We start from the raw sequence: 21,700 nt of genomic DNA, 5'->3' as shown, positions 1-21,700 counted from the left end.
CGGCGAGGTCCTCGTGCGATGGTCGCCGCATGCAAGAGGTCCACGTCAACGTCTACATCCACGCCCCGGTCGAGCGGGTCTTCAATGCGGTGGCTGACCACGAACGCTTCCTGCGCTCCGGGGACGGCACCCACACGAAGGTCGTCCGGCCAGGGCTCACCGAGCACAACGGCCTCGGCGCCGTCCGCGAGGTGCGCGTCGGGAAGCGGATCCGCTACGTCGAGGAGATCACGGCCTTCGAGCGGCCGTCCTCGTTCGGCTACCAGATCATCGAGAGCACGCAGCCGCTCCGGCACCAGGGCTCGCGTCTCCGCTTCACCCCGCGCGGCGAGGGCACGGAGATCAACTGGACATCGCGCTTCGATATCCCGCTGCCGTTCGTCGGCAAGCCGCTCGGATCGCTCGCCAGGCGCATGTTCATCGCGGCGTTCACCGAACTGCTGCTCGCCGAAAAGGCGCGGCTCGAGGTCTCGCAGCCCGCGCGCGCCACCTGACCCCCTCGCGCGCTCGCCGGCAGGCAGCGCTCAGGCGCGTACGGGCGGCTGCCGGCCGGATCTCCACGGCCGCCGAGGCGCTGTCGACGGCGTCGAGGACGAGCCCCCGGGCCCCGTTGGTCAGCGCCGCGTCGTCTCGGCCTTCCGCTGCGACGCGTCCTGGTTCGCGTTGCTCGTGAGGACCTGGCAGTCCGGACAGAGGGCCTTCGCCTTCGCCTCGAAGAAGGGGTGATCTTTGGACCCGTAGCGCGCCGTCTTCGACTCCGGCAGGAGGAGCGCAATCGTGCGCCCGCCCGGCTTACCGCCCTTGTCCCCCGCGGCGTCTCCCCCTTGCTTCCGCGAGCACGCGCTCAAGATGAGGTCACTCAGGGCCCACGCTGCCAGTCGACCGATGATCGCTGTGGTCTTCATGCCCCCCTTCCACTGGACAAGAACTACGGCTGGGCGGACCGATATTCTCGCTGGAGGGCGCCCTCCACAGAGGGCACAGGCGACCCGCTCTGCGGTTCGGCGCTCTCGTTTGGCGACGGGGAGAGACCGGCGCCGTGGTCAACGCGGTTCATTGTGGACTCCGAGTTCAACTGGCCCACGCACCGCCACCGCTGGAGGACGCGCAGCGCGGCCCCCGTCACTTCACATGACCGACGCCCGGGGGGTGCCCCACCGACGCCGCTGGCGCGGCGTGGCGCGGCGCCCGCAAAACACATGAAACGTCGTCCAGTGCATGGCCAGTATTCCTCCGCACGATCGGAGGGCAATGCATGTAGACGAATACCCTATCATCTACGACATCAACGGAAAGTTCCCATGGCAAGCCTCTTGCTGATGCCAGGCGGTTCTCTATAAGCTGTTGACCTCAACTTCCTTCCGTTCGGCGTTCGACTTGGTCGAGCTGTCGCAGGGGTGTTCAAGATGCGACCGATAGCAAGGTGTGCGTCGCTGCTCGGCCCGATGACCTCGGGAGCAGCTCGTATCTGGGGTTCCCGAGGAAAGGTGTCGACGAGGGCAGGAGCGCCGCCGCAGCTGGGCAGTCGCGGCAATCGAGTCAACCGAGTCAACCGATCGAGCTCCTGGCCGAAGGGAGCCACCGCGCTCTGTGCCATCTCGCTCCTGACGCTCGTGGCATGTGCCCAAGGCTCCAGCCTGGACGGCGAGAACACAGGAGGTGGGGGCGGCGCCTCCGCCAGCTCGGGTGGGGCACCTTCGCCCAGCTCCTCAACCGGCGCTGGTTCCATCGGGTCTGCGACGAGCAGCTCGACGGGCTCTGCAACGAGCGGCTCGTCCAGCGCTGCGGGCGATGTCACGAGCGCGACGGTGAGCAGCTCGTCGGGCTCAGGTGGCGCCGATGGTACCGGCGGCGCTGGGGGTCTGGGCGGCGCTGGCGGGGACGACGCTGCGAGCTCCACGGCGAGCAGCTCGGCCAGCTCTTCGGTGAGCGCCTCGGCGAGCTCCTCGGCGAGCAGCTCGGCCAGCTCCTCGGTGAGCAGCTCGGCCAGCTCCACGACGAGCAGCACGACAGGCGCCGGCGGCGGCAGCGCCACGAGCTCCACCACCGCGAGCTCCACCACCGGCGGCGCGACCACACCGGGGCTCGAGCTGCAATATGCTGCGAGGGAAACCATGGTCGAGTCCCAGCATCTGTCGTTCATGGTGCAGGTCAAGAACACGGACGATGCGAGCATCGCGCTCAGCGATCTGACGATTCGCTACTGGTTCACGGCCGACGTCGAGAAGGTGGATCTCAAGAGCATGTGCGACTTTTCGTCGATCAGCGGTGGATGCGCCAACGTCACAAGGACGTTCGGCGTGGCATCGGGCACGAAGGCCGATCACTATCTCGAGCTCGGTTTCCTCGCCGCCGCAGGGAGCATCGCCCCGAACGTCACGTCCGGGAATGTGCAGATCCGCATCTACAACGGCGACAATTACGACCGCATGACGCAGACCGACGACTACTCCTTCGGCACCAACACCGCCTTCATGCCTTTTGAGCGGGTCACCGTGTACCACGACGGCGTGCTCGCCTGGGGAACAGAGCCTTGACTGGCCACGAGAACGAGCTCCACGTCCTGCGGGAGCAAGCTCCAGATCGATAGCCGCCCCGGGCGAACGCTCGCCGGACCTCGGCGCACGGTCCGCTCCGGAGATCGATCTCAGGACGGGGCCCCCGCCGGCCAGACCAGCCCGACCTGGCTTCCAGGGCCTACCGCCCTGTGCGGACGCGCACCCCTCCACGCCCTTCGATGCCCAGTGGCGGCCTGACTCGCCGCGCGGGCACGCCACACCCCGCAACATGCCGTTACACGCCCCGGCCCGTCCCAGGTTGCCGCGATGTAACCAATTTTCCATGGAATTCCGTCCCATCATGGGACGCGAGCGCTTCCGCTCCATCGGGAGACGGGCAGCCCGGGCGGCACCATCCTTGAATGGCCTCGCTCGGACCCTGAACTCTATGGATGCCACCGCGCGCGCAACGCCTCCTCCCCCGTCGTCCCACACCCGTCCTGTGCAGGCCCCGATCTCGCGTGATGCGCCGCGGAGCGGACCGCGGCTCGGACACGGCCTCGATCCGTTCGACCCCCTGAAGCGGCGCGCCGCGGACACACCTGGCCTCATCAGCTTCGCGGGCGGGCTGCCCGCCCCGGGCGAGTTCCCGCGCTCGAAGCTCGCGGCCTCGTTCGTTCGCGCTCTTCAGAACCCCTCCTGCCCGGCGCTCCCGTGTGCTTCGCCCGAGGGCGACGAGGACCTCCGCACCTGGATCGCCGGGCAGCTGCGCCGGCGCGGCGCGCAGGTGGCTCGCGACGACGTCATCGTGACCAGCGGCGCACAGCAGGCCGTGTCCCTCGCCGCGCAGCTGGTCCGCGGATCGCGCGCCAGGATCGGCGTCGACCGCGAGAGCTCCCCCGGCGCGCTCGATCGGTTCCAGGAGCTCGGCGCGACGGTCGTCGATGGCGGCAGCAACGTCGATGCCTATTATCTCATGCCCGCCGTCTCCAATCCGCGGGGACGCATGCTGTCGCGCAGCGATCGAGCCAGGGTCCTCTCGACCCTCCGGCCCATCATCGAGGACGACGCTTACGCGGATCTGTCCTTTGACGGCGCCGCCCCGCGGCCGCTCCTGGCCGAGGCGCCCGATCGCGTGTTCCACGTCGGGACGTTCTCGAAGACGCTCTGCCCCGGCCTCCGCGTCGGCTGGCTCGTGCCCCGCGGTCGCTCCGGGCCGAGGTCCTCCGGCTGAAGCAATCCGCCGATCAGCGGGCGGCCAGCCTGCCGCAGGCCATCCTGGAAGACTACCTCCGCACAGAGGACTTCGATCAGCGGCTCGTGCGCCTGCGGGAGTTCTACGGTCGTCGCGCCGCCCGCATGGAGCGGGCGCTCCGGAAGCACCTGCCCGGCTGGCGGTTCGACCCGCCCGTCGGCGGCTTCGCGATCTGGGTCGAGCCCGACGCCGAGCCGAACGAGGCCTTCTTCCTGGCCGCCGCCATCGAGAACGGCGTCGCCTTCGACCCGGGCTCGCTGTTCCGGGCTCACGGCGCCGTGAGCCCGTTCGCCCTCCGGCTCTGCTTCTCCTCGGTGGCGTGCGACGAGGACCTGGACGAGGGCGTGCGCCGCCTCGCGCGGTGCTGGGCCGAGGTCGCGTAGCGTCGCCAGCGAGCGCCGATTCACGAGAGCGCCCTGCACGACCTCTCTCCCTCTCTCCTTCAACTCCCTCTCTCCTTCACTCCCTCTCTGCTCTCTTCTCCTGCTCTCCGATCGCGACACCGCGGCGGCGGCCTGCGCGCACGCCGCCGGCCCGCGCAGGGCGCGGCCTCACTGCGCCAGCGGGCCGCCTGGCTTGTGCGGGACGGGCGGACGGCGCTCGAGCAGCTCCCGCGCCGCGGCCCGGACGACCGCGGGCACGTCCGCCGCCGCCGCGAGCCGCAGGAGCTCGGGCCGCAGCAGGAGGCGCACCATGGGCACCGCGATCTCCTGCGGCGCGCCTGGGTTCTGCACGATCGCCATGCGCACCCGCGCGCGCTGCGGCCACTCGGGGTGCTTCGCGATCTCCGTCAGGACCTCCGCGTTCGCCGGGCGGCGCGCCGCGAGCCGGACGACGTCATCCTCGGTCAAGCGCGGGTTGGCGAGCAGGTTGCGGATGACCAGCGGGTGCGGGTCCCGGAGCAAGGCGTCGAAGGCCGCGCGGGTCGGCCGCCGGGCCAGCGCGCGCCGCTCGCCGAGCGTGAGCGTGCGACCGGCGCTCGACGTGGCGAGGAGCCGCTCGTCGGGCGCCGTCGAGGCCGGCTGCGCCTCGGGCCGCCGCGCCTTGCGGCGCAGGAGGCGCGAGAGCGGCAGCAGGGCATGGGAGGACGCGAGCTCGCGGAGCTGCTCGACGCGCTCCGAGAGCGCAGGATCCACGAGGACCGGCACGACGGCGCCCAGCACGTCGCGCGCGAGGGGGTTGGCCTGCTCGGCGTCGCGGCAGAGGTCGTCGAGCGCGCGGGCGACGGAGGGGAGATCGGCGCGCAGCACCTCGCTCCGCAGGAACGCGACCCGCAGCCGGAGCTCCTTCAAGGACGAGACGGCTCGCCTCCATCGCCCCGCCAGCGCATCCACGCCGTCAATCTACATCGCCGGCGTCCCGGCGTGGAGCGCGTGCCAGGCAATTTGCGCTACGCAACGTGCGCGGGGCGGTTATCCTGCGCCGCGCCATGAGGGGACGGCGAAGCCGATCCCCGATGGCTGACGGGGACGGCGAAGCCGATCCCCGATGGCTGACGGGGACGGCGGACGCCGATCCCCGATGGCTGACGAGGACGGCGCAGCCCATCCCCGTCTCGAAAGGGAGGAGTCGCATGTCCGAGAAGGTTTCATTCCCCGCGAAGGACGGGTCCTCGGCGACCGGCGAGATCGTCTGGCCGAAGCAGGGGGACAAGTCGCCTGCCGTCGTCCTGATCCAGGAGTGGTGGGGTGTGAACGACCACATCCGCTCCCTGCTCGACCGGCTCGCCGCCGCCGGGTTCATCGCCCTCGCGCCCGACCTCTACCACGGCAAGACCACCAAGGATGCCACCGAGGCCAACCGGCTGATGACCGAGCTCGACAAGCCGCGCGCCCTGGAGGAGATCGCCGGCGCCGCCCGCTTCCTGTCGGCGCACGAGCGGTCGACCGGCAAGGTCGGCGTCATCGGGTTCTGCATGGGCGGCGCGCTGAGCTTCGCCGCCGCCGCGACGATCCCCGAGCTCGCGGCCGTGGTGCCTTTCTACGGCGTCCCGAGCCCCGCGCCCGACTACACGCGCGTCAAGGCGCCGATCCTCGCCCACTTCGCCGCGCGCGACGGCTGGGCGACGCCGGCCGCCGCCGAGGCGATCCAGAAGGATCTCGCCGCCCGCGGCCAATCCATGGCGCTCCACGTCTATGACGCCGACCACGCGTTCGCGAACGACACGCGCCCCGAGGTCTACGCCCCCGAGGCCGCGAAGCTCGCCTGGGAGCGGAGCATCGCGTTCCTGAAGCAGCACCTCGCCTGAGCACGACGCCTCGGTCCTTCCCGGGGTAATCCGCGCGGGGCGCGCGTGCCGTGCGTGCCGCGCGCGCCGTCAACCAGGCGCGTTCTTTGCCGCCGCGCAATGAACCCTGATATACACGCTTACATGGCCCTCCCCCCGGTACTCCCGGGCTCGATCCAGCAGGCGGAGTCGCCGATCGACCGTGCGCTCTCGCTGGCGCTCGCGGGAGAGCGGGACGCCGCGCTGCGCTGGGCCGCTGCGCTGGTCCGGCACGACCCGACGATGCCGTCGGCGCTCTGCCTCTGCGGGCGCCTGCTCGGCGAGCTGAACCGGCACGAGGCCGCGCGCGAGGCGTGCTCCACCGCGATCGCCCGCGCGATCGACCTCGAGAACCTGCCGCTCGCCGTGGCGGCCGCGCGCGAGAGCGAGCGCTTCGGCGGCGATGCCGGGCCCGGGCTCGACCAGATCGCCGAGGCGTTCTGCCGGGACTCTCCGCGGCTCGGCGAGGGCGCGCCGCCGCCGCCCCCCCTGCCGGCCGCCGAGGCGTTCCAGCCGCTCGCCTCCGTGCTCACCGGCGCGCTCCTGCTCAACAAGGCGACGGAGATCCTCCACGACGCCACGCGCAGGCTGGCCGCCCAGGCCGATCACCCCGGGATCGCGCCCCAGCCGGTCTTCTCGTCCGTCGGGCGCGACGCGCTCCGCGCCCTGTGCGCCGCCTTCACGCCCGTCTGGGTGGCGGCGGGGACGACCGTGATCGAGCAGGGCGCCGCACGCAGCGAGGCCTACTTCGTCGCCCGCGGGGAGCTCGAGGCGCGGCGCCGGCGCGGGGACGAGGAGATCCTCCTCGCCCGGCTCACGAACGGCGCCATGTTCGGCGAGATGGCGCTGCTCTCCCGGGCCCCGCGCACCGGGAGCGTCGTCGCCACGCGGCCCTCCATCGTGCTCGAGGTGAAGCGCGACGCGATCGACGACATCGCGCAGCGCGAGCCCGAGGTGGGCCTGGAGCTGGCAGCCTACTGCCGGGACCGCATGGTGGAGAACCTCGTCCGGATGAGCGACGTGCTCCGCGTCGTGCCCGAGGCCAACCGGCCCGCGCTCGTGAAGCGGTTCCGCACGCGCACGTTCGAGAAGAACGAGCGGCTGCTCGTCCAGGATGAGCGGCCCCCCGGCCTGTTCCTCATCGCCTCCGGAGAGGTCGCCGTCGTCCGGCGCGACGCGGCGGACGACGCCCGCGTCGAGCCGCTCGTGCTCTCGACGCTCGGCCCCGGCGACGTCGCCGGCGAGATCGCGATGGTCCTCCGCCGCGCGGCGAACGCCGATGTGATCGCCGTTCACCCCACCGTGACGCTGTACCTTCCGGCCACCGAGTTCATGGGTCTGGTCGAGGATCACCCGGCCGTGCTGGCGCAACTCTACAAGCTCGCCGTCCAGCGCGACGACGAGACCACGAGCATCATGGCCGAGGAGGTCTCCGTGGCCGAGGACTTCGTGTTGATCTAGGGTACCGAGCCGATCGAAAAATTGACGAAACGAACCACGGATGCGCCGAGGTTTTGTTGTTGTCGCTTCTGTGTCTCTGTGGTTCAAACTCTCTCTCGCGCGGCGTTTCAACCTGTTCGGTGCTCTGGCGACGTCCTGCGAGCACGCGGCGGGTGCACCGATTGACGCTCCGCGCCACGCCCCGTAGACTTTCAGTCTACCCGTTGTTGTTTTGACCAGCACTGAACAACCACCAGCGTAGGGAAGGCCACGCGCGCACCACAGGTCCTGCGACAATGACGACGAACGCGTTCGGGCTGGAGGGACAGGTGCTGGTCGGCCGTTATCGGCTGCTCCGCCCTCTCAGCTCGGGCAGCATGGGCACCGTCTGGCGCGCGGACGATCTCACGCTGGGCTCGCCGGTCGCGATCAAGATGCTCGGGCCTCTCTATGCGAAGGACGAGACGGTCCGCGCGCGCTTCTACCAGGAGGCGCAGGCGGCGGCGGCGCTCCGCAGCCCGAACGTCGTGCAGATCCTCGATCACGGCGTCGAGAACGACGTCCCCTTCATCGCGATGGAGCTCCTCGAGGGCGAGGACCTCGCGCACCGGCTCGAGCGTGTCGGCGCGCTCGAGCCGGCCGATACGGCGCGCATCTTCGCCGACGTCGCGCGCGCCGTGCGCAAGGCCCACGACGCCGGCATCGTCCACCGCGACCTCAAGCCCGACAACATCTTCCTCGCCCGCGACGACGACCGGGAGGTGGCCAAGGTCCTCGATTTCGGCGTCGCCAAGACGCGCCTGTCCGGCAAAGAGGGCATCGGGACGCAGGCGGGCGTGCTGATCGGGACGCTGCCGTACATGAGCCCTGAGCAGGCGCAGGGCGCGACCGTCGATTACCGGTCGGACCTCTGGGCGCTCGGGGTGATCGCGTTCGAGTGCGTGTGCGGCCGGGCTGCGATCACGGCCGAGGCGCCCGGCGCGATGATCCTCGAGATATGCAGTGATCCGCTGCCTGTCCCCTCGAAGGTGGCGTCTGTGCCCGTGCCGCCGGCGTTCGACGAGTGGTTCATGCAGGCGTGCAGCCGTGACCCGAACGGGCGGTTCGCCTCGGCGACGGCGATGGTCGACGCGCTGCGCGACGCGCTCTTTCCGCCCAGCGACGCGCAGGAGGGCGGGCGGGCCTCGGCGAGCTCGATCCCCGGGGGCGCGGGCACCACGTCGCCCTCCGTCCCGCCGCTCTCCGCCGCGCCGCTCTCCGCCGCACCGCTCTCCGCCTCGCCGCTCTCCGGTCCGCCGATCTCCACCTCCCCGCTCTCCGTCTCGCCGGGTGGGAGCGTCGCCTCGCCGCCGGGCCTCTACGACGAGGCCGGGGCCGACTCGAGACCTCGCCGCAGGATGCCGATCCCGGCCGTCGCGCTCGGCCTCGCGGCTTCGGTCCTCGGCGGGGTGCTCTTCATCGGCTGGCGCGCGCTCGGGGACGACCCGATCCCGCACGCACCGCCGCTGTCCGGCGCGGCCTCGCCGCCGGGGACGCTCGAGACACCGCCTGTCGCCGCCCCCGCGAACAATCCGCCGGCGGAGGCGAATTCGCCCAGGGGGGCGCCCGATCTCGCGCCTCCCCAGGACACGACGGCCGCGGCGACCTCGACGCCTGCGCCCCGCGCCGGCTCCGCGCTGGCGGCCAGCGCTCCGGCCGCGGCCGCCTCCTCCGCCCAGGCGACGCCCGCTCGCCCGGGCAGGGCCGCGTCCTCCTCGCCGCGGCCCAGGCCCTCGTCCGCGGCCCCGCCCGCGGCCTCCAGCGCGACGCGCCCCAGGTCCGACCGCCTCGGCTTCTGAGGAGACGAATGCGCGCGCGATCGAGGGTCTCGGGCACCGCCACCATCGCGTTCGCGCTCGCGCTCGCGCTCGCGACCACCACGCGGGCGGCCGACGTCGACCCCGCCACCATGAACGCCGCCCGGGCCCTCGCCGAAGAGGGACTCGACCTCTTCGACAAGGGCCAGTACGCGGCGGCGCTCGACAAGTTCGGGCGCGCGGACCAGCTGATCCAGGCGCCGACGATCGACTTCTATGCCGCGCGGTGCCTCGAGCAGCTCGGGCGCCTCATCGAGGCCTCCGAGCGCTACCTGCAAGTGAGCCGCACCTCGCTCGACGCCTCGGCCAGCGACGTCTTCAAGGCCGCGGTCGCCGACGCCGGGAAAGCGTACGACGAGCTCAAGCCACGAATCCCCAGGCTCTCTGTGGGGGTGCGCGGCGCCCCGGAGCGCGAGGTGCAGATCACCATCGACGGCAAGCCGATGCCACCCGCGCTGGTGGGGGTCAGCCAGCCTGTCGATCCTGGCAAGCACGTCGTCGAGGCCGCGTGGGCGGGGCGCGCCGTCCGGCGGGAGGTCGCGCTGCAGGAGCGGCAGGAGGCGGCGCTCGCGCTCGAGTTCCCCGTCGGTGCCCCCCCGCCTGTCGTCCTCCCCCCGCCCACCGGTCCGGCGCCGGGCACCACGCAGCGCGTGCTCGGCTGGACCGCCGTCGGTACGGGCGCCGCCGCGCTCGTGGTCGGTGGAATCACGTTCGGCATCACGAGCGCGCGGCGCAGCGAGCTGATCGACCTCGGGTGCACCGACGACGTCGTGTGCCCGGACACGCCGAAGACGCGGGCCAAGCTGGGCTCGTACAACGACCTGCGCCTCGTCCCTGCGCCGGCGTTCATCGTGGGCGGGGCGCTCGCCGCGGGCGGCGTCGCGCTGCTCCTCACCGCACCGTCCGCGGCGGCGAGGCCCAAGGGCGCAGCGGTCCGTCCGTGGATATCGCCGTGGGGTGCCGGGATCGCGGGGGTGTTTTGATGAAACGCAACGGCTTCATGGTCCTTTGCGGCGCGCTCGGCGTGGCCGGCGCGCTGGGCGGGTGCTTCGATCAAGGCGTGCTCGTGCCGGGCGCCATCAGCGGCGGCGGCGCCGCGCAAGGCGGGATGGCCGGCGTGGGCGCCGCGGGAGGCGCGGGCGGCACAGGCGGCGTGGGAGGCGCGGGCGCCGCGGGAGGTGCGGGCGGCGCAGGCGGCGCAGGCGGCAGCGAGCCCTGCGATCCTTGTTATACAGGCCCCGAGTCGACAAGGAGAGTCGGCGAGTGCAAGGACGGCTGCCTGCGCGGCGGCTCGTGCGTCGGCGAGGTGCTCCCCAGGACCGAGGCCTGTACGACGAAGGCGAATGACGAGAACTGCGATCGTGTGGCGGAGTGCACCGGAACGCACGAGTGGAGCACCCACATCGGAGTGAACGGCGAGCAGATCGGTTATGACGTCACCTTCGACAAGGAAGGAAACCTCCTGATCGCGGGTGCCTTCAGCACCAGCCTGGATTCCGTCGCCAGCAGCCAGGGAGCGTACGACGGCTTCGTCGTCAAGCTCGCTCCTGGCGGCGCGACGGAATGGTCGAAGGCGCTCGGGGGGAACGGCTCGGATTCTTGCAATCGCGTGGCGCTCGACAAGAACGGCGGCGTGATCGTGGCCGGGACCTTCGAAAACACAGTGAACTTCGACGGGATGTCGCGCACGAGCCAAGGCAGCTCGGACGTGTTCGTGGCAAAGCTCGACGCAGAGGGCGGCCTGGACTGGGTCAATACCATCGCCGGTCCGAGCGTCGATAGAGTTTATGGGCTCGCGGTGGATTCGGACGACAACATCGTCGTCGCTGGCAGCTTCACCGACTGGGCCGACGTGCTGGGCGGGCGACCGCTGGGCGGCGACCGCCTGACGAGCAAAGGTGGAGAGGACATCTTCGTCGCGAAGATGGACACCCTCGGAAACTTCGCCTGGAGCAAGAACTTCGGCGATACGACCGCCGAGGTCGCGAACGACGCTGCCGTCACGCCCGACGGAGGCGTGGTCCTGGTCGGCCGCATCGCGGGCAGGGTGTACTTCGGGACGACGCTCCTCACTGCTCAGGGCGACGACGCCTTCATTGCGAAGCTCGACGGGGGCGGGACGCCGCTCTGGGCCAAGACGTTCGGCGACACCATGAGCCAGGAATTCACGGCGGTCGCGGTGAACGCGAAGGGGGACATCGTCGTCGCAGGGAGCACCGGGGGAACGATCAATTTCGACGGAGCGCCGCGGAGATACGCCGGAGGAAACGACGCGGTCGTCGCCGCCTTCAACGCGGACGGCAAGCACCTCTGGAACCGTCTGTACGGGGACGCCGAAGATCAGAAGGCGCTGGGGGTGGCGGTCGACCAGGCGGGCAACGTCATCGTGGTCGGAGAGTTCGAGAGCGCCATCGACTTCGGCCCCCCGAGCCCGAGGCTCCAGTCCCTCGGCGGCAACGACGCCTTCTTCGCGAAGGTCGCGCCGAACGGCGATACGGCCTGGGCCAAATCGTTCGGCGACGCGGCGGAGCAGCGCGCCCGGGCCGTCGCCGTGGATGAGCTGGGAGCCATCGCGCTGACGGGCAGCTTCAGCGGCAGGATCGATCTCGGGGGGGACCCCATGATGAGCTCCGGGGGCCCCGACGCCTTCGTCGCCAAGCTGCAGCCCTGACGGCCACCTCGCCACGAAGCGCTCTCGTCCTCGGATCCGCGGAGGCGCGGCGGTGGCCGGTCTACGGACGCAAGTAGCCGGAATCGTTGGCTCAATTGGAGCGATTGCGGTCGCTGCCTGAGGCGGCCCTCCCTCCCCGCCGGCAGCACCGGTGTTGCCGGCGCGTGGTGCAGGACCTCCGCTGGACCAGGGGACGCATCGAGGTCCGGTGAGCGATCCATGCACCAGAACAACTGATCCACCCGGATCTCCCGGGACTCGCCTCTGGAGCACCTCGAGAGTCGTCGTTTTGCGGTGTGGGTCCTCGTTTTGCGGTGCGAGCCACCGCTTTGCGGTGTGAGTCCTCGCTTTGCACCGCCGTTTGCTTCACGGACGATGCCCACGGTGCCAAATCGGGGCGCGCTCACCTGGCACCCCACTTGCTTGGAGGCCCCCCCACTTGCTTAGAGGAGGATTCGCTCACGCAGGAGGAGGTCTCGCGCGATGATGAACACGCAACAAAGCCCGGGAGTGCTCTACCAGGGGACGAGAGGGCCCGCCAGCATCGCGCCGGTCGCTGCCAGCGTGCCGCCCATGTCGGGCACGGGGGACCTTGAACGCGAGCTCGAGGCGATCGCCCAGGGGGTTCGGCAGAAGCGGCGGGGTCGGTTCGTGTTCGGGATGGGTCTGGTCGTGGCGGCCGTGGCCGCGGTCGCGGTGACCGCCTTCGCCGGCAAGGTGAAGGAAGCCGAGGCGGCTCAGGCCGAGGCGGTGGCCGCCCGCGTCGCCGAGCAGGACAGGATCGCGCAGCTCAACCTCCAGCTCGACGAGCGCAACCGGAAGATCACCGAGCTTACCCTCGCGCTCGACGCCGCCAAGAGCGACGCTGAGAAGGCGCAGAAGGCGTTCTCCGATTACAAGGCGACGGAGGCGACCAAGGCGCTGGCGCAGGGCGAGGACGTGGCCGACGCAAAGACGTCGAACATCAAGGGGGCCGCAACCCTCCGCGGCCGAGCGGCGACGTCCGGCAAGGCGGTGCGGGGCGCCGGCGCGGCGCGGGGCCCCAGCGCGGCGGCGCCGGCCAAGAAGGGCGGGAAGTGCGTGTGCAAGGCGGGCGACCCGCTCTGCGGCTGCCTGTGAGCGCCCGCTCACGGCTCATTCCTCCTCAGATTCTCTTCACTCTCTCCGGACACAGCTGACAGGACGAATACACCGGCGCGCGCGGCGTGGACCGCGTGGCGCCGGGCGAACGGCGGGCGTCGAGGCGCGCTGCGCTGAAGAACACAGCGTCTCGGCCGGGCTCACGGCACGTTCGCCGCACCAGGGGTGATCGTCGCGGAGAGCGCCCAGTCGGCGGCGGCCTGGTTCGTGTCCGACCCGTCGGGCAGGCGGCAGAGCGAGCCAGCCGCCATGCCGCCGTCCGCCACCGTGGCCGGCAACGCGTCGCCTTCGACGAGGCTCACGCTGGCGCCCCCGATCGTGACGGCGGGGACGCTCCCCTCGTAGGAGAGCGCGTCGATCACGGCCCCTGTCATCGTGTTTATCAGCGCGATCCCGTCGGGAGCCCCGTTCTGCATCCGGTCGGTCTGCGCGCCCGAGAAGGCGATCGTCACCGCACCTTCCGCCACGACGCCTGGCATGGTGTCGGTGCCGACCACCGCCGTGCTGCCGACGACGAGGTACTGGCCAGCCGCGAGCGTACCGGCGGAGCTCAGATCGAGCGTCCTGTAGGCGGAGGGCGCGCTGCTGGATCCATCGACCAGCACGAGCGCATGGCCCCTGAGATCCACGGGCGCGCCGGCGCCATTGTAGATCTCGATGAACTCGGCTCGATCTCCGCCCGGCTGATCGTAATCCACCTCGTTGATCACGAGCCCTGCCGTCGCGGCCGCCGCCCCGAGGGTCGTCACGAGGTCATCGACGCCGCGCGGCTCGATCTTCGCGTCGCCGTTCCGGTGGGTGAGGATGCCGCGGATGCTCGCGAAATGCTGGCCTTTCGCCGGGAAGGGGCTGGACCGGTACAGGAGGTCGTCCACGCGCAGATCGCCTGTGACGATGAATTCATGAAACATCGTATCGAGCCCGATCACCGTGACGTCCTCCACCTCGACGAGGACCCCCTCGAGCTCGGCGGCGCGCGCGCCGCCCGCCGCGATGTCGGCCGGCGCGACCGGCTCCGGCGCCGGCGCCGCCTCGCCGACCGACGCGATCACCTCGACAACGGCGGACCCGAGCTGGATCTGCCCGAAGTAATCCGAGATCACCGCGCTCGTGATCCGCACGCGATCGCCGGCCAGCACCGTGCTCTGCGGGCTGTACACGTAAACGCCGGAGTGCGCCGGCCCCGCGTACCCCGGGTCGCCCGACTTCGCCTGGACGAAGAAGCCGCTCGCGTGCTTGCCGGTCACGAGCACGTTCTCCAGGGCCACCGTGTCGCCCTCCGCGCGCGTGCCGTCCTTGATATCGTAGATCGCCACCGTGCAGCCCAGGGCCCCTGGGTTCGCCTGGTCCGGGCACAGGTCGCACGGGTCGCCCTTGCCGTCGCCGTCCGCGTCGGCCTGACCCGGGTTCTGGAGGTTCGGGCAGCTGTCCGCGCCGTTCGGCGTGCCGTCGTTGTCGGCGTCGTTCGGGTCCGGCGGCGAGCAGAGCGTGCTGCCCGCGTCGAGCGGGCACGCGTCGCAGGCGTCGCCGTCGCCGTCGCCGTCGAAGTCGGCCTGGCCCCCGTCGTCGAGCGGCCGGATCGGGTTGAAGACGCTCGGGCAGTTGTCCGCGCCGTTCTCGATGCCGTCACCGTCGAGATCCGCGTCCGTCGGCTGCCCGGTGTAGACGGTCGAGCCGTTCACCGAGGCGTTCAGGGGCGCGCTCTCCGCGCGCGACGGGGTGCAGAGCGGCTCGCCCTCGGGCTCGCCGCAGAAGAAGGCCGGGTAGATCTCGCCCGCCTGCTGCTCGAGATCCTCCAGCGTCATCCCGATCTCGTCCCGCAGACAGACCTGCTTCGACACGCCGCACACATCGACCGCGTCGCATGCGTCCGCGCCCCGGACCGCGGACACCACGGCCGCGTCGCCATACAGGACCTTTCCGCCGCGCATCACGAGGACGACGTCCTCGGGATCGGCGGCGACGACAGCGCGGTGGCCTTCGCGCTCACTGCCGTCGAAGATCGCGATGTCGGCGACCTTCCCCGTGGACAGCGCGCCGATCACGTCGTCCGTCGCGGTGACCGCGGCGGCGCTTGCGGTGACCATCCTCCACAGCTCCTCGTCGGTGAAGAAGCCGTCGTAGTACGTCTCGTTGAGCGCCGACGCGCACCGGAGCTCGCGCAGGAGGTTCATCGATCCGGTCGCGATCCAGTCGGTGCCGAGCGCGATCTGCACCCCGAGGCGGGCGGCGGCGGTGACCACGGCGGTGTCGCCGTAAAGCGTGATGTTGGAGCGGGGAGACCAGATGAGCGCCGTGCCCTCCGCCGCCATCGCCGCGTAGTCGGGCGCGGTCAGGCCGATCCCGTGGATGAACGCGCTCTGCGGCTCGAGCACGTCGTTCGGCTCCGCCTTCAGGCAGACGAACTCGTTGCGCGCCGACGCATCGATCCCCTCGGCGACGTGCGGGCAATAGGCGTCCTCTCCCTCGACCTCCTTCCCTCTCACCATGTCGGCCGAGTAGCCGCAACCGCTCACGAGCTCGCGGCCGCCCGCGTCGTCGAGCGGGAACGTGTCGAAGCGGACCGCGCTCTGGCCCAGGCCCTCCTGGTCGGCCCGGTCCAGGTTCCGGAGGAGGCCTGGCGCGCTCCCCGAGCCCACGATCGAGGTCGCGCCGCCCATCAGGAAGCGGAGCTCGCCCCAGCGGATCTGTGCCTCGCTGGCCATGCCGGGCGTGTCGATCCTCGTGTGCCTGTTGTTGCCGATGCGCCAGTCGTGCCGGTGCTCATAGCGCTCCTCGGTCGGGGTATACGGGCTGTTCTGCGTGTACGTGATGTGATCATGCGTGTTGATCAGCGCCGGGGAGACGACGCCGCTCGGGCACAGGATCTCCGTCGCGCCCGCCGCCTCGCAATCGCAGCCGACACACGCGATCGCGCCCCGCTCGTCCACGAGCACCCGCCCACCCCGGTACACCCTGCCCGGGGCCAGCACGACGCCCCGGATCAGCGTCGCTCCCGCGCCGGCGACCACCTCGCACGTCCCCTGCGCGAGCGGCAAGAGCTCCTCGCAGACGGTCTCCTCGGCCGGCGTCTTCGCGCAATCGACCTCGCAGCCGTCGCCCGTCGCGACGTTCCCGTCGTCGCACTGCTCCCCCGGATCGATGGCGCCGTCGCCGCAGCGCGGGGGCACCTCGATCTCGCACGCCGCCGAGCAGCCGTCCCTGGCCGCCGTGTTGCCATCGTCGCACGCCTCGCCCGCGTCGAGCGCGCCGTCGCCGCAGCGGGCCGCCGCCGGCGCCTCGCGCTGGCACGTCGGCGAGCAGCCGTCGCCCTCGGCGGTATTGACGTCGTCGCACGCCTCGCCCTCGTCGACGACGCCGTCGCCGCAGACGCCGAAGCGATCGCCCGCGCCGTCGCGCCCGCAACCATTGAAGAGAAAAAGTCCGACGTGCACGGCCATCCGCCGCGCGAAGCGCGCCGAGCTGTGAGGCATGCCTCCCCTGTCGGCGACGAGAGCGCTCGAGTTGCCTTCAAACGACGCGGCGGCAGCGCACCATCGCGATCGCGCCGATCGCGAACAACGCGAGCCACCCCCCATCGGACCGCGTTCCGCCTCCGCTGGTCGCGCCCGCGGCATAACTGCAGGAGCTCGCGCGCCGCTTTCCGTCGATCGGCCGCCCCATCTGTCCGCTGGTGCCGGGCGGCGAGCCGGCAGCAACACCGCCGCCGCTCGATCCGCTCCCCCCGCCGCCGCTCCCCGTCCCTCCGCCTTGCTCCGTCGGCTCGCAGTTGTCGGCCGACTCGCTGAACGCGGCGAGCGCCAGCTTTTCCACGCCGGCCTCGTCGACGAGGCCGAAGGGCTGCTCGTCGAGCGGCGCGTCCTGGAAGCTGGCCCAGACCACGCCGGCGACGTCCTCGCGCTCCGAGAGGACGTCGAACGACGTTGTCAGGTTCGCCGCCTGGAGCTCCTCGCCGGCGAGCGCGCTCGACCACGCCATCCCGGTCACGGCGAAGGGGCTCTCGTCCCCCTCCTCGTCGGCGAGGTCGCGCAGCGCGTCGAGATAATCGTTGAGCGTCACCGGATCGACCTCGGTGCCCTGATGGAAGAACAGCTGTTGACCGAGGCGAGACCACGGCGTGCGCTCGCCGAAGCGCGCCTCGAGCTCGTCCCACACCGGCTGCGCGTAGAGCTCGCGCAGGTAATCGACCCCCGAGAACGGCGCGGCCGCGTCGTCCGAGGCGAGCAGGCCGCCCGTGGTCAGCGACAGCTCGTCGACATTGAAGAGCGCCTCGTTGCGGATGCGGATCTGGGCGAGGATCTGCGCGAGCACCCGGGGCAGGATGAAGGTGCAGCCGGCGTGCTCCGGGTCGAGCGCGGGGTCGGGGAGCTCGGAGCAGTTCGGCTGACTCCAGATCTCCCACTGGACGACGTCCCCGGCGTACCTCGTCATGAGCGCCTCTGCCGTCTCGGCGAACGCCTCCACGTACGCGTTGTCGCCGTCCCGGTCCGGATCGTCATTCCAGACGTCCTGTCCTTCTCCGATCGTGCGGTGAGAGAGGAGCCCGACCGGCTCGAGGCCCGCGGCGCGCGCCGCGTCGATGATGGCGTCGTACTGCTCGAGCTTGTCGTCGTCCCACGCCTCGGCGTCATCGAGCAGGAACTCGACGCGCACGGCGCCGGCGCCCGCGCGCGCGAGCCGCTTCGCGTGATCGTCGTCGAGGATCACCTCCCCTGCGTCGACGGGCGCCCCTGGATCGATGCCATAGAAGCCGCACGGCACGCCTCGGGCACCGAGCGCCGGGGGCGCGACGAAAAGGGCGGAGGAGGCGGCAAGAGCGAACATGGCTGCACGCATGTCGCGAGGATAGCTGGGATGAGCGCCTCGACCAAGAAACGACCCCGAAATGAACCATCCATGGTAGGGAGAGGCTTCACATGGCTTTCCTGGAACCGGAAGAAGCAGAGCACGGGCAACTCGGGGTCGCCCCTCCGAGCGGCGAGGCCGACGGCGACATGGAAGCGGCGGGCGACGGCGCGGTCGAAGGCGCGCCCCCGGCCCGAAGCTGGCGCGACTGGCTGCGAGGCGCGCCGCTCTCCGAGCGCCTGCACCTCGCGTTCGGCCTCGTCTTGCCGGCGTTCCTGCTCGTCGTGAACATGGTGCGCGTGCGCTCGTTCACGATCGACGATGCGTACATCTCGTACCGGTACGCGCGCAACTTCGCCCGGGGCCTCGGGCTCGTCTACAACGCCGGCGAGCGCATCGAGGGGTACACGAACTTCCTCTGGACCGTGCTGCTCGCGGGCGGCATCAAGCTCGGCCTCGACCCCGACGTGGTCGCCAAGGTGCTCGGCGGGCTCGCCGCCTGCGGCTCGCTCGGCGCGCTCTACCTCCTCTCGGCCCGGCTCCGCCCGCACGGCGCGGTCCCTTGCATCGCCACGTGGCTGTTCGCGAGCTCGATCGTGCAGAGCGGATATGCCGTCTTCGGCCTGGAGACGCCGCTGTTCGTCCTGCTCGTCCTCGCGGGCACCGAGATGATGTTCCGCGAGCGCGACCGGGGGACCGGCTTCCCGTATTCGGGCCTCGTCTTCGGGCTCGCTGGCCTGACGCGCCCGGAAGCGCCGATGTTCATCGGCATACCGATGCTCTTCCTCGGCCTGCGCTTCTTCGGGCGGCAGAACCTCCTGCGCGGCGTCGTCTTCGCCGCGCCCATCGCGTGCCACATGCTCTGGCGGCACAGCTACTACGGCACGTGGCTGCCGAACACGCTGAGCGCCAAGACCGGCAGCCTCGCCGAGCAGCTGGCCGGGGGGCAGCACTACCTCGCGGAGTACGCGGAGCACACGTGGCCGGCGCTGCTGCTCGGGCTCTTCGGCCTCTGCGTGGCGATCGTCGCGCGCCACCGCGACGCGCTCTGCGTCGCGGCCCTCGCGCTCGCGGTGGGCGGCTACGTGCTCCTCGTGGGCGGGGACTGGATGCCGTACTACCGCTTCATGAGCCCGTTCGAGCCGTTCTGCTTCCTCCTCGCGGGCCTCGGCGCGCGCGCGCTGCTCGAGCCGCTGCTCGCCCAGCTCTCGGCCCGCGCCGCAGACGCGCCCGAGGGCGGGGCGATCGCCCTCGCCGCGGGGGCCGGCGTGCTCGCGCTCGGCTGCCTCATCGCGCTGGGCGCCTTCCGGGCGCAGCGGATCGAGCGCGCCCAGCACCGGATCCTCGACGACGAGAAGCGGTTCTGGGACAGCGCCGCGGGCGGCGTGGCCAACTGGTTGGTGGAGCACGGCAAGCCCGGCGAGGTCGCCGTGGGCGACATCGGGTACATCGGGTATGTGACCGACTACCCGGTGCTCGATCTGCTCGGCCTCGTCGATCCCGTGATCTCCAAGCTCCCTGGCGGCTACACGCGCAAGACGGGCCCCGGCTACGTGCAGCACGTCTTCGACAAGATGCCGCGCTACTTCGTGTTCGTCGGCGGCGCCGACACGTGCGACAAGCTCCCGTTCCCGGCGCAGGAGAAGCTCCGCAAGGACCGGCGTTTCCGGGGCGTGTACGAGGTGGCCGGGATGGTGCGCCACAGCAAGAACGGCTACTGGTGCGTCTTCGAGCGGCCGGACGACGCCGCTCCGGCCCCCGCGCCCTGAGCGTCGCCGCGAAGCGGCGAGGCTGGCTACGACAGCCTCGCCTCACCGCGGGCGCGCGCGACCCCACCGCAGCTCCGCGAGGTTTGCTAGCATCACCGCCCCATGCCCTGGCTCTGGTACGTAGGTCCCCTTGCGTTGCTCGTCGTCTGGTTCCTGACCGGCTTGCGCGGTCGGCACGAGGCGCGGCGCGACCGCGAGCTCGCGCGCTGGCGCGCGCTGATGACCCCCGAGGCGGCCCCGTCCCGCCCCGGCGCGAAGCCCGGCGGCCGGAAGGCCGGCGCCGGCGGCGAAGGCCCTCGTCCGGTGCGCTCGTTGCCGTCCAGCCTCGAGCACACGCTGCAGGAGACGGGCGGCGGCGCGGTCCTCGCCCGCTACGAGCTCGTCCCGAAGCTCGCCTACGTCGCGGTCGTGGGCCCGGACGCGAAGAACGGCAGCGAGTACCAGGTGGTCCTCACAAAGCTGGCCAAGGCTGCGCCCCGGCTCACCGTGTGCCCGCTGCCCATCGTCGATGGCAGGCGTGCCCCCAACACCGGCGTCCAGTTCAAGAAGGACCCGGAGTTCATGGAGCAGTTCCTTGTCGAGGGACCCGAAGCGAAGGCCATCGGCCGGTGGCTCTCGAAGAGCATCCGCGACGCCCTGCTCGACTTCCCCGACGCGTGGCTGTTCGTGCAGGATCGCGCCATGGCGCTCGCCGTGTACGGCCCCGTCGACGCCGACCGCATGGAGGAGCTCGTGATCGCCGCCGACGCGATCTTCGCGGAGCACGGCAACGAAGGCGCTCCCTCCCTGCTGTTCGACGACAGCGCCGACGCTGACGCTGACGCTGACGACGACGACGACGACGAGGAGAACGACGACGAGGACGAGGAGGACGACGACGAGGCCGCGGGCGCCGAGGGCGCCGTTCGATAACCACGGCCGAGCCGAGCCATGGTAGTCCTCGCAGTGGGCCTGATTGAACGCGAGATCGCTGCTCTCCTCCGCTCTCCTGCTCTCGCTCTGGCTCACAGCACCACCTGCCGCTCCGGCAGAAAAGAACAGCTGGGCTAAATCCCAGGGTTCGCGTGCGGAGCTCGAGCTCGACGTCCTGAGCAAGTCGGCCTCATGGGCCATGGACGATGTCACCTCCGACGTGAGCACGTTCGGGCTGACCTTCGATCTTCGAGGTCAGCTCGAGTGGTTCGGCCGGCTCCACCTCGACGTGGATCTCCCGCTCGCTTATGGCGACGTCTCCGCCTCGTTCCGGTCCACCCGGCTCGGCGTCGACGAGAGCAGCAGCGCCGGCAGCCTTCTCTTCGGCAACCCCACGGTCGGCGCCCACTATGCCCGCGCCCTCTCGCGCAAGGTCACCGTCTTCGGCGGCGGCGCGCTCTCGATCCCCGTCCTCAGCGCCCCCGACGCCGACGCCCGCGCCACGCTGCAGGCGACCGCCCCCGCGCGCGCCTCCTTCGACCTGCACCGGCTCACCGTCGGGCACCTGCCCCTGAGGGCCCGCGGCGGCGTCGAGGCAGAGCTCGCCGCGCGGCTCGTTTACCGCGCGGACACCGCGGTGATGTTCGCCCTCCCGACCAGCAAGGCCGGCGTCGAGCTCGTTGTCGAGCAGGGCGACGAGCTCGAGCTGCGCGGCCGAGGCCCCTACGGCGGCGGGCTCCGCCTCCAGGCCGCGCTGACGCTCACCCGCGACGACAGGATGCAGCTCGCGATGGAGCCGTTCTTCACCTACACGCTGAAGCAGCCTGGCTACTACGCCCGGGCAGGGCTGCTCGTGGCGCTCGACGCGCCGCTCGGGTTCGGCCTTGCCGAGGACAAGGTCGCCACCCTGCGGCTCGCGGCCGGCCGCAGCTTTTGACCGCGACGGGCCGCCGCCGCGCCGTCCGCGCCGAGTCAGACGCCCGCCGTCCCCGCCGGGGGGATCCCCCGCGCCCCCTGCCGTTCGCCGTCGTAGGCTTCCCTGGGGCGG

At 71.2% G+C, this 21,700-nt stretch carries 18 protein-coding genes; 13 read left to right on the top strand and 5 right to left on the bottom strand.

Annotated elements, in window-relative coordinates; genetic code table 11:
• Positions 1 to 29: 29 nt before the first annotated feature.
• Positions 30 to 494, top strand: a complete 465-nt coding sequence (locus WMF45_RS00475; protein ID WP_437715006.1) for an SRPBCC family protein — start codon at positions 30 to 32, stop codon at positions 492 to 494.
• 120 nt (positions 495 to 614) lie between these two features.
• Here the strand turns inward: WMF45_RS00475 and WMF45_RS00470 are convergent, their stop codons facing one another.
• Positions 615 to 905, bottom strand: a complete 291-nt coding sequence (locus WMF45_RS00470; RefSeq protein ID WP_437715005.1) for a hypothetical protein — start codon at positions 903 to 905, stop codon at positions 615 to 617.
• A gap of 380 nt (positions 906 to 1,285) precedes the next feature.
• Positions 1,286 to 2,116, bottom strand: coding sequence for a hypothetical protein (locus tag WMF45_RS00465; protein ID WP_437715004.1), 831 nt, complete (start codon positions 2,114 to 2,116; stop codon positions 1,286 to 1,288).
• Here WMF45_RS00465 and WMF45_RS00460 point away from each other — a divergent pair.
• From WMF45_RS00460 to WMF45_RS00450, 3 genes are all read left to right on the top strand, one after another.
• Complete coding sequence (locus tag WMF45_RS00460) at positions 2,115 to 2,537, top strand: cellulose binding domain-containing protein (RefSeq protein WP_437715003.1); 423 nt, start codon at positions 2,115 to 2,117, stop codon at positions 2,535 to 2,537. The two genes, WMF45_RS00465 and WMF45_RS00460, sit on opposite strands and share 2 nt — an antisense overlap.
• Before the next feature lie 463 nt (positions 2,538 to 3,000).
• Positions 3,001 to 3,732: an aminotransferase class I/II-fold pyridoxal phosphate-dependent enzyme gene (locus WMF45_RS00455; RefSeq protein ID WP_437715002.1), complete on the top strand. Its 732-nt coding sequence runs from the start codon at positions 3,001 to 3,003 to the stop codon at positions 3,730 to 3,732.
• A gap of 86 nt (positions 3,733 to 3,818) precedes the next feature.
• On the top strand, positions 3,819 to 4,136 hold the full coding sequence (locus tag WMF45_RS00450; protein WP_437715001.1) for an aminotransferase class I/II-fold pyridoxal phosphate-dependent enzyme: 318 nt from the start codon (positions 3,819 to 3,821) through the stop codon (positions 4,134 to 4,136).
• Between the two features lie 168 nt (positions 4,137 to 4,304).
• Here the strand turns inward: WMF45_RS00450 and WMF45_RS00445 are convergent, their stop codons facing one another.
• Complete coding sequence (locus WMF45_RS00445; RefSeq protein WP_437715000.1) at positions 4,305 to 5,087, bottom strand: hypothetical protein; 783 nt, start codon at positions 5,085 to 5,087, stop codon at positions 4,305 to 4,307.
• A gap of 239 nt (positions 5,088 to 5,326) precedes the next feature.
• Between WMF45_RS00445 and WMF45_RS00440 the strand changes: the two genes are divergently transcribed.
• The 6 genes from WMF45_RS00440 (at position 5,327) to WMF45_RS00415 (ending at position 13,105) form a co-directional block, all read left to right on the top strand.
• Positions 5,327 to 6,001: a dienelactone hydrolase family protein gene (locus WMF45_RS00440; RefSeq protein ID WP_437714999.1), complete on the top strand. Its 675-nt coding sequence runs from the start codon at positions 5,327 to 5,329 to the stop codon at positions 5,999 to 6,001.
• A 123-nt stretch (positions 6,002 to 6,124) separates the two neighbouring features.
• Positions 6,125 to 7,480: a cyclic nucleotide-binding domain-containing protein gene (locus WMF45_RS00435; RefSeq protein WP_437714998.1), complete on the top strand. Its 1,356-nt coding sequence runs from the start codon at positions 6,125 to 6,127 to the stop codon at positions 7,478 to 7,480.
• A gap of 275 nt (positions 7,481 to 7,755) precedes the next feature.
• Positions 7,756 to 9,297 carry a protein kinase domain-containing protein gene (locus WMF45_RS00430; RefSeq protein ID WP_437714997.1) on the top strand — a complete coding sequence of 514 codons (1,542 nt, stop codon included), beginning with the start codon at positions 7,756 to 7,758 and terminating at the stop codon, positions 9,295 to 9,297.
• Between the two features lie 8 nt (positions 9,298 to 9,305).
• Positions 9,306 to 10,298 (top strand): tetratricopeptide repeat protein, encoded by a 993-nt coding sequence (locus WMF45_RS00425; protein WP_437714996.1) that lies wholly within the window; start codon positions 9,306 to 9,308, stop codon positions 10,296 to 10,298.
• Complete coding sequence (locus WMF45_RS00420) at positions 10,298 to 11,986, top strand: SBBP repeat-containing protein (protein ID WP_437714995.1); 1,689 nt, start codon at positions 10,298 to 10,300, stop codon at positions 11,984 to 11,986. The genes WMF45_RS00425 and WMF45_RS00420 overlap by 1 nt, the downstream gene beginning before the upstream one ends.
• A gap of 483 nt (positions 11,987 to 12,469) precedes the next feature.
• The gene (locus WMF45_RS00415; protein WP_437714994.1) at positions 12,470 to 13,105 is read left to right on the top strand and encodes a hypothetical protein; all 636 of its coding nucleotides are present in this window, start codon (positions 12,470 to 12,472) and stop codon (positions 13,103 to 13,105) included.
• A gap of 161 nt (positions 13,106 to 13,266) precedes the next feature.
• Here WMF45_RS00415 and WMF45_RS00410 read toward each other — a convergent pair whose 3' ends face one another.
• Positions 13,267 to 16,599: a lamin tail domain-containing protein gene (locus WMF45_RS00410; protein ID WP_437714993.1), complete on the bottom strand. Its 3,333-nt coding sequence runs from the start codon at positions 16,597 to 16,599 to the stop codon at positions 13,267 to 13,269.
• Positions 16,600 to 16,636: 37 nt separating this feature from the next.
• Positions 16,637 to 17,962 (bottom strand): hypothetical protein, encoded by a 1,326-nt coding sequence (locus WMF45_RS00405; protein WP_437714992.1) that lies wholly within the window; start codon positions 17,960 to 17,962, stop codon positions 16,637 to 16,639.
• 80 nt (positions 17,963 to 18,042) lie between these two features.
• Between WMF45_RS00405 and WMF45_RS00400 the strand changes: the two genes are divergently transcribed.
• The 3 genes from WMF45_RS00400 to WMF45_RS00390 all read left to right on the top strand — a co-directional run bounded on the left by WMF45_RS00400 (position 18,043) and on the right by WMF45_RS00390 (position 21,589).
• The gene (locus WMF45_RS00400; RefSeq protein ID WP_437714991.1) at positions 18,043 to 19,740 is read left to right on the top strand and encodes a hypothetical protein; all 1,698 of its coding nucleotides are present in this window, start codon (positions 18,043 to 18,045) and stop codon (positions 19,738 to 19,740) included.
• Positions 19,741 to 19,842: 102 nt separating this feature from the next.
• The gene (locus WMF45_RS00395; RefSeq protein WP_437714990.1) at positions 19,843 to 20,652 is read left to right on the top strand and encodes a hypothetical protein; all 810 of its coding nucleotides are present in this window, start codon (positions 19,843 to 19,845) and stop codon (positions 20,650 to 20,652) included.
• Between the two features lie 199 nt (positions 20,653 to 20,851).
• A complete protein-coding gene (locus WMF45_RS00390) occupies positions 20,852 to 21,589 on the top strand; it encodes a hypothetical protein (RefSeq protein ID WP_437714989.1) in 738 nt (245 codons plus the stop codon).
• Positions 21,590 to 21,700 lie beyond the last annotated feature (111 nt).

Source organism: Sorangium sp. So ce448, from assembly GCF_051520915.1.
In the GTDB taxonomy this organism is placed as follows: Bacteria; Myxococcota_A; Polyangia; order Polyangiales; family Polyangiaceae; genus Sorangium; species Sorangium cellulosum_B.
The sequence above is the reverse complement of the archived record's forward strand: the minus strand, read 5'-3'. Positions and strand labels throughout refer to the sequence as shown.